General features: G+C 68.0%; 9 protein-coding genes and 3 pseudogenes. 4 read left to right on the top strand and 8 right to left on the bottom strand.

The window, feature by feature from the left end:
* Nucleotides 1-133 precede the first annotated feature (133 nt).
* Nucleotides 134-4,231, bottom strand: a complete 4,098-nt coding sequence (locus ACWCP8_RS39125) for a carboxypeptidase regulatory-like domain-containing protein (protein WP_451121263.1) — start codon at nt 4,229-4,231, stop codon at nt 134-136.
* A gap of 531 nt (nt 4,232-4,762) precedes the next feature.
* Here ACWCP8_RS39125 and ACWCP8_RS39120 point away from each other — a divergent pair.
* Both ACWCP8_RS39120 and ACWCP8_RS39115 read left to right on the top strand, forming a co-directional pair.
* Nucleotides 4,763-5,395, top strand: coding sequence for a transposase (locus tag ACWCP8_RS39120; protein WP_451121259.1), 633 nt, complete (start codon nt 4,763-4,765; stop codon nt 5,393-5,395).
* 142 nt (nt 5,396-5,537) lie between these two features.
* Nucleotides 5,538-6,167, top strand: coding sequence for a class I SAM-dependent methyltransferase (locus ACWCP8_RS39115; protein WP_356006983.1), 630 nt, complete (start codon nt 5,538-5,540; stop codon nt 6,165-6,167).
* A gap of 31 nt (nt 6,168-6,198) precedes the next feature.
* Here the strand turns inward: ACWCP8_RS39115 and ACWCP8_RS39110 are convergent, their stop codons facing one another.
* The 3 genes and pseudogenes from ACWCP8_RS39110 to ACWCP8_RS39100 all read right to left on the bottom strand — a co-directional run.
* The gene (locus tag ACWCP8_RS39110; RefSeq protein WP_451121257.1) at nt 6,199-6,588 is read right to left on the bottom strand and encodes a transposase; all 390 of its coding nucleotides are present in this window, start codon (nt 6,586-6,588) and stop codon (nt 6,199-6,201) included.
* Nucleotides 6,589-6,608: 20 nt separating this feature from the next.
* Nucleotides 6,609-7,193: a DinB family protein gene (locus tag ACWCP8_RS39105; protein ID WP_451121255.1), complete on the bottom strand. Its 585-nt coding sequence runs from the start codon at nt 7,191-7,193 to the stop codon at nt 6,609-6,611.
* Between the two features lie 274 nt (nt 7,194-7,467).
* A pseudogene (locus ACWCP8_RS39100) lies at nt 7,468-8,695 on the bottom strand (MFS transporter); the annotation flags it as partial.
* An 89-nt stretch (nt 8,696-8,784) separates the two neighbouring features.
* Here ACWCP8_RS39100 and ACWCP8_RS39095 point away from each other — a divergent pair.
* Nucleotides 8,785-9,765 carry an ArsR/SmtB family transcription factor gene (locus ACWCP8_RS39095; protein ID WP_451121253.1) on the top strand — a complete coding sequence of 327 codons (981 nt, stop codon included), beginning with the start codon at nt 8,785-8,787 and terminating at the stop codon, nt 9,763-9,765.
* Nucleotides 9,766-9,769: 4 nt separating this feature from the next.
* Here ACWCP8_RS39095 and ACWCP8_RS39090 read toward each other — a convergent pair.
* The 3 genes and pseudogenes from ACWCP8_RS39090 to ACWCP8_RS39080 form a co-directional block, all read right to left on the bottom strand.
* Nucleotides 9,770-10,482 (bottom strand): annotated as a pseudogene (locus tag ACWCP8_RS39090) (transposase).
* A gap of 104 nt (nt 10,483-10,586) precedes the next feature.
* Nucleotides 10,587-10,994: pseudogene (locus ACWCP8_RS39085) on the bottom strand (transposase); the annotation flags it as partial.
* Complete coding sequence (locus ACWCP8_RS39080) at nt 10,991-11,215, bottom strand: hypothetical protein (protein ID WP_451121265.1); 225 nt, start codon at nt 11,213-11,215, stop codon at nt 10,991-10,993. The pseudogene ACWCP8_RS39085 and the gene ACWCP8_RS39080, both read right to left, overlap by 4 nt.
* Here ACWCP8_RS39080 and ACWCP8_RS39075 point away from each other — a divergent pair.
* Complete coding sequence (locus tag ACWCP8_RS39075; RefSeq protein ID WP_451121251.1) at nt 11,123-11,374, top strand: M15 family metallopeptidase; 252 nt, start codon at nt 11,123-11,125, stop codon at nt 11,372-11,374. The two genes, ACWCP8_RS39080 and ACWCP8_RS39075, sit on opposite strands and share 93 nt — an antisense overlap.
* Before the next feature lie 66 nt (nt 11,375-11,440).
* On the opposite strand, the gene ACWCP8_RS39070 is transcribed toward ACWCP8_RS39075, so the two are convergent.
* Nucleotides 11,441-12,958: a hypothetical protein gene (locus tag ACWCP8_RS39070; RefSeq protein ID WP_451121249.1), complete on the bottom strand. Its 1,518-nt coding sequence runs from the start codon at nt 12,956-12,958 to the stop codon at nt 11,441-11,443.
* Between the last annotated feature and the right edge of the window lie 69 nt (nt 12,959-13,027).

Genomic DNA, 13,027 nt, shown 5'->3' with positions numbered 1-13,027 from the left:
CCGTGCCCTGGGGGGGGTGCGGGCTGTTAAGCGCGGGGGGTTGTGAGCCGTTGATGTTGATGCGGGGGGCCCCCCCGGGGTTGTGCCCCGGGGCGGGCCCGCGCCTTGCCTTCGTGCTGCGGAGCTCAGCGGATCAGGTGCAGGCGTGGTCAGGGACGAGTCTGAAGTCCGCTGTGGTCGTTTTCCCTCTGACGATCTCGATCCTGCGCTCCGTCGGAGCCCAGCCGTCCTTGGCCGCGGTCACCTTCAGCGGGTTGTTGCGGATGTCGAGCCACAGTGCGTAGTGGCCGTTCTTGTCGGTCTTGAGCGTGAAGCTCCCCTTCCCGCTGTCGATCTGGACGATGGCTCCCTTCAGTGCGGCAGGGCTGCCGGTGCAGCCTGCCCCGGTCACGGTTCCGGCGATCTTGCCCCAGGTCGTGGGCGGGTTCACGGTCATGGTCACGTCGATCGGCGTGTAGCGGTACGGCGTGTTCTCCGTGACGGCGAGCTTGGCGGTGTAGGTGCCCGGCTGGTTGACCGCGGCAACAGAGGCGTCCATCGTCAGCGCGACCTCTGCGGAGTCACCCGGCGCGAGAGTGAGGTCGGTGCTGTCCTCGGACAGCCAGCTGACGTCCGGGATGCCGCCGCACTCGCCGTAGCCGGGGAGCAGTTCCACCGATGTAGCCGGGCTGATGCCGCCGAAGGAACCGCCGACCTTGTAGAAACCGCAGGCGCTGCCGCCGCGGTAGAGGGTGTTGTTGGAGTTGGGCAGGTCCGTCCAGGCGTCGGTGGCCGGGGAGTAGGCGACGCCCCGGTTGGTGAGGTTGCGCGACCCGTTGGTGACGCCACCCGACAACATCAGCTGTCCGTTGGCCGCCGTCGACCCTGTGCCCCACAGGTCCAGGGGCATGTCGGCGATGGGCGACCAGCTGTCGTCGGCCGGGTTGTAGGCGTACGCGTGCTTGGTGGAGGCGGAACCGACACCTCCCGCGCAGTACAGCGAGCTGTCGATTGCGCCGCAACCCACCCACGAGGTGGCCTCGGGGTATTCGGCTGCGGAGCTCCAGCGGTCGTTCTCCGGGTCGTAGACCTGAACGTCGCGGGTGCCGCAACTGGTGGCGAGGCAACCACCGATGATGTACCACTTGCCGTTCAGGACGGCGGAGCCGGCGCCGGCCCACCCCCTGGGGATGCTGGCGCCGGTGGACCAGGTGTTGGTGTCCGGGTCGTAGATCTGCGTGGTCGTCACGGTGTTTCCGCTGGGCGACCAGCCACCCGTCACATAGAGCTTGTCGTCCACCATGGCCGCCTGCGGCGCCTCCCGGGGTACGCCGTTGTCGGCGATGGGACTCCAGGAGGTGGTTTCCGGGTTGTAGACGTAGCCCTTGGACAGGAAGGCGCTTCCGTTGGTGCCGCCGACCGAGTAGACCTTGCCGTCACTGCTGGTGGCCACGGCGTTGTCCATGATGGCGGTCGGATAGTTGGCTACACCGGTCCACGGTGCGGCCGCCGGGTCGGTCGCAGGGGTTGCCGGGTTGCTGTGGCGGTCCGGCGAGATGAACTCGGGCTTGTATGTGCCCGGGATCTCCTGCAGGGGGGCGCCTGCGGTCTGCCCCCGCATCTGGAAGCCGCCGTCGCGTTCACGGAGCTTGACGTGGGCGGAGGCGCTTCCGGTGTTCTTGACGGTGACGGTCGCGGTGCCCTTGCCCTGATAGGGCAGCGTCTTGGTGATGGACGGCGTGATCTGCAGGCGAGCCGCGGCCAGCGTGAAGTCCGCGGTGTTCGCCGAGTCGGCGGAGATGTCGACGGTCTCGCCGGCGCCGGTGTATTCGTGCGCGTCGGCGGTGACCTGGTGGGAGCCGGTCATGGAGGAGAGGAACCAGTAGAAGCCGTCGCCCAGGGCTGGGTCGTCCGGGGTGGGCGCGGAGGTCGCTCCCTCGGTCGGCTTGTCGGTGCTGACCACCTTGGCTCCGGCCACGCCTTCACCGGTGTTCTTGTCGGTCACCTGGCCGGTCACCAGGCCCCCAGAGGTAGGATCGCAGGTCCGGTTACCGGCGAAGACGTCGTCGACCTCCCACCAGAACGACGCGGCGCCGGTGTAGTGGAATCGGACCTGCACGGCGCTGTGGCCTGCCGCCGCGGAAAGGTCGATCGCCTCCGTGCGCGGACCCCTGCGGCTGGTGGTGGTCCAGTGGGTCAGGTTCTTCCAGGTCGTGCCGCCGTCGATGCTCAGGTCGACATCGGCGAAGCCCTTGACCCACGCAAAGTAGTCACTGTGGAAAGTCACGTAGGGGCTGGTGCGGTTGCTGAAGTCGAAGACCGGGCTCACCAGTGAGGTGTCCTGGCGTGCACCGTTCCCGTACACGAAACTGTCGATGATTGCGAACTTGCCGGTGCCGCCGGTGTGGTTACCGCGCAGGGCGGGGTCGTTGAACCGCCACCCGAACTGGCCGGTGCCCACGTTGTCCACCACAGTCCAGCCGGCCGGGGGCGTGATGCCGCTCGCGTTGTCGAAGGACTCTGTGCTGCCGTCGTACTTGAAGGCGTAGCCGGCGGCGGTGCAGGAGGCCTCGTCGACGTGGACGTCGAAGTCCTGGGACAGTTTGCTGTCGGCCACGGTGATGTCCTGGCCGGCCTGTTCGTATCCGGGGTAGGCGGCGTCGACCTGCAGGGTGTAGGCGTCGTCGACCGGCAGGTTCAGGGTGTAGCGGCCGGTGGCGGGGTCGGTGTGCACCATGCTCGTGGGTTCGCCCTTGACCTGCATGCTCGCATACAGGGGCCAGCCGTGACCGGAGGCGTCGTGGACCTTGCCGCTGACGGCGACTGTGGCCCTGGCGGTCAGTGCGGCGTCCTCGGTCAGCGACTGGCCGTCGACGAGAGTCACTGCGGAGAAGGTCTGCGGCTTGTACCCGAACTTGGCGACCTTGATGTCATAGGTGCCGGGCGGCACGGACAGCTGGTACTGACCTGCCGCATTGGTGGTAGCGCTCTGGTCACCTGCGGATATCGTGACGCCGGCGATCGGGGCCCCGCCGGCGCTGTCGGTCACCTTCCCGCTGACCACGGCGCGCGGACCGGAGGCGAAGGCGTCGACGCCCTTGGGCGTGCCCAGGCCGGTCGGTCCGTCGTAGCCGGTGGTCGCGGTGCACAGGTACGAGCCACTGCAGGCGCCGTTGGACCCGGCAGTGACATCGTTCAGGGCCGAGTGCTTGGCGTACGGATAGGTGTTCGGCAGGGAACCGGCTGCCGGGGTGCCGCCGAGTGCGTACACCGAGGCGATGATCGGCGCGGAGACGCTGGTGCCGCCGTAGACGTGCCAGGCGCCGGCCACGTAGACCGCAACCCCGGTACTGGGGTCCGCGACCGCGGAAACGTCCGCGACCGTGCGCCGCGCGCAGCCGGAGTCGCTCTGCATGCTCGGCTTGGCCTCGTACCTGGAGCACCCGCTGCCCGCGCCGCTCCATGCGGTCTCGCTCCAGCCGCGGGTGGAGGAGTTCTTGACCAGCGACGTCCCGCCGACCGCGGTGACGTACGGTGAGGCAGCCGGATAGCTCACCCCGTACCCGTCATCACCGCTGCTCGCGGTGATGGCGACACCGGGGTGGTTGAAGTACTGCCCGTCGAAGGTCGGTTCATCGGAGCCTTCGCCGCCGCCGTAGCTGTTGGAGACGAACTTCGCACCCAACGCCACGGCCTCGTTCACCGCGGCGCCCAGGTTCTCCATGGAGTTGTCATCCGCTTCCACCAGCAGGATGTGGCAGTTCGGACAGGTCGCACTGACCATCTGGACGTCGAGTGCGATCTCCGCTCCCCAACCGCTGTCGGCAGGAGGGTAGCTGGTCCCGCCGCGCTGGTCGACCTTCTTGAAACAGCCGTTGGCGGTGGTGCAGGGGGGCAGTCCGTACTGCTGCCGGTAGACGGCCAGCTCCGCCTCGGCGTTGGGGTTGTCGAAGGCGTCCACGATCGCCACCGTTTGCCCCCCGCCGGCGGAAGACGCGGGCAAGTCGTAGGCGCTCTGCAGGTCGGCCGGGCCGAAGCCGGACGGGGTCGCGCCAGCTGCCAACTGCGCCTTGGGGACCTTGACATCATCCCGCTCCAAGGAGCGGCAACTCATCCGTGAGGCGCGCTTGGGCACCGCACAGACCCGGTGCGAGGGGTGATCGCCCGGAGCGGTGGGGCTGGGCGCATGGGTGGCGCTGGGGTCGGCCGCCTTGACGGTGCTCGCGGCGACCGCCTGGGCCGGCATTTGCACGGCCAAGGCGGTGATGGCAGCTACGCCCAGCGCAACGAGGCGGGCGAATCTGCTGCGTAGTCTTCCATGGGGAGCCAAAGGATTTCCCTCCGACGTGCGGTGACGCGTGAGTGTCGGCCATGTTCATGGCGAGGCCAGCGTGGCAGCGCGCCTGGCTGTTCGGGGTGTCCCGGTCTGTCCAGGTGCGGACAACTTCCCAAACCGGACGGGCGGTTACGGACGAACCACGGACGCTCGCCCGCGGCGTGAACGCTGCGCCGGCGGATCGCGGATCCATAGCACCAACTCGCACCACCGACCGTTCTCAGTGGGCGTTTAGTGATCGCATGTGGTGTTATGCCGCTCCTGCGGTCCATGGCCTTTGATGAGATTTGCGCTCGATGTGGAGCTTCAAGACCTCCCAGGCTCCAGCCTCGGCGCCCAATTGCTCCGTGTCTCGAACCCAGATTCCGTCTGGTCTATGAACGTCATAGAAACGCCCTACTGGTCAATTGGCGCCATCAGCAGCGCTGTTCATGTAACAGCCCTTGCGTGAGCCAGCGGAAGCCGTACCCCAGCGACCTGTCCGACGCCCGATGGGCGCTGATCGAACCGACCTTATCCGCCTGGAGGAAAGCCCGACTCGACCGCAGACCCACCGGCCAGCCGGCCCAGGTCGAACTACGCGACGTCTTCAACGCAATCCTGTACGTCAACCGCACCGGAATCCCGTGGAAATACCTACCGCACGACTTCCCGAACCACGGCACCGTCTACGCCTACTACGCCGCCTGGCGCGACGAAGGAATCCTCGCCCATGCCCTGCGGGACACTGGCCTTGCTCTCGGGCTGCCACCCCACGTCGTCGACACGGTCGCGAAGTCGTTCCCGCATATCCGGGCCTGTGACATCGGCGATGCCCTGCAGCAGCTCCCGGAGCTGCGGCAGCTCGCCGGCGAGGCAGATTCGTATGGTCCGTTGTGGGAGCTTGCCGAGGGCCTCGATGCGCTGCCGCGTGGGATCGCGATGCACCCGTGCGGTGTGATCTTGTCGAATGCGACCTTGCTGGACCGGGTGCCGGTGCAGACGACGCCGGGTGGGCAGTACTCGATGGTCCAGGCCGACAAGGAGGACGTCGATTCTCTGGGGGTCGAGGCTGTTGCCGTGGGGCCTGTCTCACGTTGATGCAGCTCAGCGACCTGGTAGGTGAGTCTATGCATCACGACACCTGTGGTGCTAGGGCCTGTTCCGTGATCATGTGACGGGACAGGCAATCTCTAGGGGGCGGGAGAAGCTGCGAACGTGCGCGGGTGTTAGCTTCCTTCGCGTGACGGAGCACCAGGACAAAACCAGGGCGGCCTACGACGGGGTCGTCGAGCTGTATGCGTCGATGTTCGCTAATCGGTTGGAGACGCAGCCGTTCGCGCGGAACATGATCGGCACCTTCGCCGAGCTCGTGCGTGATACGGGGAACCTGCGGGTAGGTGACGTCGGGTGCGGACCTGGTCATCTGACGGCCATGCTGCACGACTTGGGGCTGGACGCCTTGGGGCTCGACCTCTCCCCGGCCATGGTCGACCACGCCCGGCGGGCCCATCCGGCGCTGCGGTTCGACGAAGCGCGGATGGAGGCCATGCCGGTCGAGGACTGCGCGCTCGGCGGCGTGCTGGCCCACTACTCGATGATCCATACCCCGCCTAGAGAATTGCCCGCGCTGCTCGCCGAGCAGGTGCGTGTCCTGGCACCAGGGGGCCTACTCCTGGTCTCGTTCTTCGCGACCGACGGACCGGAGCCGGTCCGCTTCGACCACAAGGTGACGCCCGCCTATAGCTGGCCGGTGGACCGGTTCGTCGAGTTGTTGGCCGGGGCCGGGCTCGTCACATTCGCCCGGCTGCTCCACGACCCGGCCTCCGAGCGGGGCTTCCTCGACGCCCACTTGCTGGCCCGCCTCCCCTAGATGATCGATTCCAAGGGGTTTAGAGGGTGTCTCACGTGGCAAGTTTCGCGAGCTTCTTGTAGCAGGTCAGGGCGGCGGCCAGGCCGAGGAAGGCGAGGGAGTGCGAGCCCTTTCGTTCGTATCGGACGGTGAGGCGGCGGTAGCCGAAGCGCCAGGCGATTGATCGTTCGATCTTCCAGCGGTGCCGACCGAGGCGTTCGCCGGACTCGATGCCGGGCCGCGCGATGCGCGCGACGAGCCCGCGCTCGCGCAGCCAGGCCAGGTGTTCGGCGGAGAAGTACGCCTTGTCCGCGCGGAGTTTGACGGGTCGGCGCCGCCGTGGTCCCCGGCGGGACCGGACGGCGGGTATGCCGCGGATGAGCGGTTGAGGGCGAGGCTGTCGCGTACAGCACCCACGACCGGCATCATGCCGCACGAACATCAAGTCACGTGAGACAACCTCTAAGCCTTGATTGGTGCGGCCGACCTGGCGGCCTGCTCGATCTTCGCGCAGTAGGCTGCACGGGCTTCCTCGTCGATCTGCTTCTCGTGTTCGGGGCGCACCCCGGTCCGGCCGTCGAGGCCCTCGCGCAGGATATCGGCGTGCCCGGCATGCCGGACGGTCTCGGCGAGGACATGGGTCATGACGGCGAACAGGTTCGTGTTGGGATAAGGCTCCGGCCACCACGGCACGTGGCCGGGGGCGTCGAGGGCAAGCTCGTTGATCGTCGCGTCCGAGTGTTCCCACGTGCGCCGGTAGAACCCAATGATCTGATCGCGGGTCTCGTTCGCGGTCGCCCACAGATCGCTGCCGTCGGAGTCCTGCCACCGGGACAGCGGTTCCGGACAAGGGCGGTCGAAGACCTCGCCGAAGTACCTGGCCTCGACGGTGGCCACGTGTTTGACCAGGCCGAGGAGGTTGGTCCCGGTCGCCGTCAAAGGTCTGCGGGCGTCGTATTCGGACAAGCCGTCGAGCTTCCAGAGCAGCGCCTCGCGGTCCCGCCGCAGTCTCCCGTACAGGTTGTCCTTCGCGAATTCATCGATCATGCGGCATGAACCTTCCATAGGCTGTTCGTGGTCTCAAGATCCCATACGTGGTCCGCAACGGCCAGCAGAGCCGAGGCTTAGGACTCCTCATACAATGAGCTACCGGGAATGACTGTCTGTCAGAAAGACGTGGGGGTGGGGGTGGGGTGCGTGACGGTTCGCGGCCGACCCGACCTGCGACGGTTACTGCGCAGGAGAACTACACGCATGCTGTTCGGTGCCGTTCTCTGATCCCGTTGAGTAGTTCGGGACGGGGACCGGGGAGGTGGGGGGGGTGCCAGGTGAGAATCCAGCCGGCGGTAAGCGCCGCCGCGCCGCCTGCCAGGGCGATTGCGCCGCCTGTTCCGATGCCTGCGGCCACCGAGCCGAAGCAGGCCGGCCCGACGCCCTGCAGCGTCATGCCGCCGGAGCCGAGCAGACCGAAGGCCTGGCCCTGGCCCTCCTGCGGCAGGGCGTCCAGGAACGGCCTTTGCAGGCCGAGACCGTAGGCGAATCCCAATCCGCAGAGCAGCAGCAGACAGGACGAGACGCCCACTCCGGGCTCGGCAGCGAAGCCGACCAGCGGCAGTCCCATCAGCGCAATCAACGGGACTACCAGTCGCTCCCGGGTGGGTGGCCGTAGGAGTCGGCCCACCAGCAGGTCACCGACAAGCATGCCGACCGGCAGACAGCCCATCAGCACCGCGTACCAGCCCGGCGCGAAGTGGCGCCCTCCCGCGTAGGCGACGATCAGACCTTCCGCCCCCGCTACGAACGCGCACGATAGCCACTGGGCCAGCATCAGTCGTCGCACCGTGCGTCCGCGCAGCAGCAGGCCGGCACCGTGCAGGCTTGCCCGGACGGCCCCCCCCATCGCCCCGAGCGCTGCCGGGTGTGCCGCCGAACTCTCCCAGCTGCAGCCGGGGTAGCCGGATGCGGATAGCGAGCGCGCAGCCGAGGTAGAGGGCGGCGCTTACCGCGAGCGCCCGGTGCGGGCCGAGTACCGCGACGACCGCACCTCCCAGCGCCAGACCGAACAATTGCGCGCCGGAGGCAGCGATGTTGTTCAGTGAACGGCCCAGTACATAGGCGTCGCCCTCCAGCGACTGCGCGACCAGCCGACTCGACGCGCCGCTGAACACCGGTGTGGCGAGGGCGACCAGCGCCACGACACCGAGGCTTGCCGCGATCGGCATCCGCACCAGGGCGAGCAGCAGGGCGGCGGCGCACTCCAAGGCGTAGCCGCCGGTGATGAGCGCGCGGGGCGGCAGTCGGTCGGCCAGTGAGCCCAGCAGCAGCGAGCCGAACAACTGCGGGAGAAAGCCGATGCCGAAGGCCAGTGCGCTCAACAGCGCGGAGCCGGTGGCCGCGAAGACCAGCACCAAGAACGTGGTGATCCGCAGCGAGCCCGCAGTGATCGCGACGGTGCGGGTCGAGAAGAGCAGCCGGAATCGCGGCTCGGCCAGCACCTCCCGGTAGGTGGCACGGTGGTTGACCTGCGCGGGTTCGGCGGTTGGGGTCATGACGCCCAGCCTCGCCGTGCGCCCACGCCACTCACCAATGATTCGTCGCTGGACGAATCGGAACAGACGTCCCGCGGTAGCCTGGCAGGGTGCTGCGCTTCGAAGTCTCCGTCGAGGACCTGCTGCGCAGCCGCTTCGCACTGTCGCCCGCGATGGACCTCTGCCTACTGCTGCGCTCGCTCGCCGGCCAAAACCGGCCGCTGCCGCGAGCCTGGGCCACCCGGCTCCTGCCGGCCTTTGAACGTCTTCGCCGCGAGACCGAACTGAACGCCGCCCTCGCCCTGCACACCCCGCAAGGCGGACCGAACTTCGTCGCCCCGCCCCCGCGCGGCCTCAACCAGACCTGGGCAGACGACCTGGCCATGATCCGGGCCACACCGCTGGAAGCGGCCCGCCACGAATTCGCCACCACCGCGACCGGCCCGTCCGCCCGTGATCCCCGCGTACGCGCAGTGCTGGACTCGAAGGGCGCCGTCTCCAGGATCGCCGAGGCGATGGACCAGGCGTGGCACGAGCTGCTCGCCGCGGACTGGCCGCAACTGCGCGCGATTTGTGAGCGCGATGTCGTGCACCGGGTGGGTGTGATCGGCGAACACGGATGGGCCGCGACCATCGAGAGCCTGCACTCGAGCATCGCCTGGCGCGCCGGCGGTATCGAGCTCGGCTTCTTTCCCCCAGTCGGAACAGTCCGCCTCGCCGGCGACGGGCTACTGCTGATCCCTTCGGCTTTCGTCGGGAATGTCGCCGCCCACCTGGAAGACCCCTGGCCCAGGACCTTGGTCTATCCTGCCCGCGGCACCGCCGCCCTGTGGGGCGAACAGGAGACCGTCCCCCAACCGGACGCGCTGACCGCTCTGGTCGGCCGGGCCCGAGCCCGGCTGCTGGTGGCGCTGGACGCCCCGGCCAGTACCAGCCACCTCGCCCGAAGCCTCGCCATGGCACCCGGCGCGGTAGGAGACCACCTCGCCATCCTGCGAGGCGCGGGGCTGCTCGTCCGCGCCCGGTCCGGACGGTCGGTGCTCTACCGGCGCACCCCGCTCGGCGAGGCACTGGTCGCCGGTTCGGGCTGAGGGCTCAGATCAGCACTGCTTTTTTGAGGCGCCGCCAGCAGATGATTGCGCAGCCGAGGGTGAGGAAGGCCTGGTGGATGTCGGCGCGGATTTCCCAGCGGATACGCAGTCGGCAGAACCAGCGCAGAAGTGCGAAGGCCGCTTCGACGACCCAGCGGTTCTTGCCCAGGCCGCTTCCGTGCCCGGTGCCGCGCCGGGCGATGAGCGGGCGGATGCCCAGCTCACGGACGCGGATGGGCGGTACGGCGTGGATCAGGGGCAGGCGCTGGGTTACACGTTGCGGTTGCCACCGGTCACGGTGGCGGCCAGGGGCATGCCGTGGACGTCGACAATGACGTGGTGCTTGCTGCCCGTCTTGCCCCGGTCCACTGACGAGGGCCCGGTGGCATCTCCGCCCTTCAGGACCCGCAGGTGGGAGCCGTCGACGGAGGCGCGGGACAGGTCCAAGGCGTCGCCAGCTCGGAGTTCGGCAAGCAGGAGTTCGTGCAACTGCTACCACACGCCGGCCTCCTTCCAGTCGCGCAGCCGACGCCAGCAGGTCATCCCGGAGCCGAAGCCCAGCTCCTGCGGCAGGAACTCCCACCGGATCCCGCACATGGCTCTGCGCTGGTCAAGCCGTTTACGTCCGGGATAGCGGTAGCGCCGCTCCACTACCGGCAGCAGCGGTTCAATCCGCTCCCACAGCCCGTCCTCGACCTCCCACGGCTTGCGCTTCACCGCCCCAGAAACCGTCGCACACCCCCACACCCCGCCTATACCAACACGAGGAAAACACAAGCTGACAGGCAGTCATTCCCAGTAGCTCATTGTGTTAGGAGTCCTTAGTGGTCGTAGGCGGTCAGGGCGCGCATGACGTGCTGGCCGGTGCGGTCGTTGTGCCAGATCGCGGCGGTGAGCGCGAGGACGCGTTGCAGGACCCGGACGGCCACTCCGCCGGGGGTGCGGCCGCGGTGTCGTTCGAGGTCGAGTTGGCCCTTGAAGGTCTCGTTGATCGATTCGATGACCTGCCGCAGCGGCTTGAACAGCTGTGATCCGGGCCGCTCGGGCTCGCCCTTCCGGGCTGGCCGCAGCAGCCGGATGTTCAGTTCGGCCAACTGCTGCTCGAACTCGCGGCCGAAGTAGTTCTTGTCGCCGATCAGCGTCTACCCCGGGCGTTCGGCGGTGAGCTGCGGCTCAACCGCGAGCAGGTCAAGCAGGGTCTCGCGCTCGTCAGCCTTGGCCCCGGTCAGCAGGGCATCGCAGCAGCACCGAGCAGGCGCGGCGGTTTGCCCTCTACGAGGACCGCCTGCGCCGCTCCGGCATCACCGACCCTGCCGACCTGCGGCGCCAGGCCAGCGCCTTCGTCTCCCCGGTCGAGGTGGCGCCACACTGTGCCGGCGCGGCCCTCGACCTGACGCTCATTGATGCCGATGGCGTCGAGCTGGACATGGGTGGTGCCGTGAACGGCCACCGCACCGGAGACGAGAAGTACTGTCCGCTGGACGCCTCAGGACTATCAGACCGAGCACGCCCCAATCGCGACCTCCTGGCCCGAGCCATGGGCGGCGCCGGCTTCATCAACTACCCCACCGAGTGGTGTTCCCAGTCAAGTTCTTGTGTTCAAGAGTAGGAGGTCCTTCGAAAGGCCTCCCAGGATGTGACTGGCGGGGCAGAGAGCTTAATTGGCGGCCAGGACTTACAGCCGGGGTATCAGATCCGATATGACCGCGAGGGGCAGCGAAGGATTGGCGGCTGCCGCCTCCACCACCTGCCAGTCGGCGTCGGTGAGTAGCTCTTCGATGATCGGCGGCGGAAGTGCCGCATGACTGGCGGCTACAGGCCTCGCCTGAGCGTCTGCCAGGCAGGCGAGCAGCGCCGGTGCCGACGCATTGCGATGCCGGGCGATCTCGCGGAACGCCTTCTGCACCGATGGTTCGTGCCGGGCAAGGTCCTCCAGAAGTGCCGGAGTCGCGTCCGGATTGGCGGCCACCTTAGCGACAACCCGGACTCCGTGCCGGTCGAGCATGGTGCGCAGTTGACCTTCCGAGAGGCCCGGGTGTGGAGCGATGGACTTGACCACTTTTGCGTCGGAGTCGGCGGCCAACGCGTCGCGTATAGCGGGTGGCAAATCGCGACGCTGGGCTATGAGCATCCGCGCGGCTGGATTCGGTGATTCGGCCAGCTTCTCGACCTCGTCGGGGGATGCCGAGGCGATCCGCGGCAGCAGAGTGGCGCCGATCCTTGTAGCGCTGGCCAGGTGGGTCAGCACGTCGAGCGGCACGAGCGGGTTGTGGGCGAGCCTGCGCCGCACTTCGTGGTCACGGTCGGTGGCCAGTGCGCGGATCAGGACGTCGTCGATCGCCGGATTCTCAGCGAGATCGGCTCGAACACCGGGATTTGAATCTACGGCGAGCCGAGCGCAGACCTCCGATGGCAGATTGGGGCGGCCGGCGAGTGCCCAGCGCAACTGCAGCGAAGGGTGGTCGACGAAGCCGACGACGGCTTCGGCAGGTGTGACCGGATTCCGAATCGCCATCTGCTGCGTCTCGTGCCTGGTGGACTCGTGAGAGCCGTCGCAGGAGGCGCCGGACGGCAGATCGCAGTCGAGTCGCGAGCATTGTGGATCGTGCACGAACGGCGCCTCTTCACGGTCACAGACCAGGCACCGCTGTGCGGGTGGCAGCCCCTCGCCGGTGAGCAGCGCCGCCAGTACGGCCGGTGGCGTCGCCTCGTTGGCCGCCACCGCGCGACGGACCTCGGCATGCGGATGCGCCGCAAGTCTGGTGGCCGTCTCCGGTGTCGTCCACAACGCGAGCTCCGCGACGACCTGTACGTCCGAGTCGGTGGCCAGCATCTCCACCACATCGAGCGGAAGGCCGGAGCAGGCGGCCAGCTTCTCCCGGCGCTCGACAACTGGATCTTCCGCGAGGAGGCGCGCCCACTCCGGGCGTCCCGCACGCTCGGCCAGCAGGGCGAGCGCGACGTCCGGTTGCGTCGCGGGATCAACGTCTGCGGCGGTCAGCAGGCCTGCATACGCAAGCGACACAGCGCTTTCCTCGACGCGAGAGGCCAGCACCACCGCCTGCGCGTGGCTGAGGTCGGCCCGATGCGCGAGGTCCGCAGCGATCTCGGCGTCCGCGACCGCGATCAGCCGGTCGACCAGCCCGGACGGCAGGCTTACGTTGGCGGCAAGCCCGCACAGAACATGGTTCACAGAGGCATCCTGCCTGGAACGTCACCGAATAGCTCCTGGATTTCGATACCCAGGTGCTACCGGTAGAGA

This window comes from Streptomyces sp. NPDC002206 (genome assembly GCF_053593595.1).
This window is presented reverse-complemented; position numbering and strand designations above follow the sequence as displayed.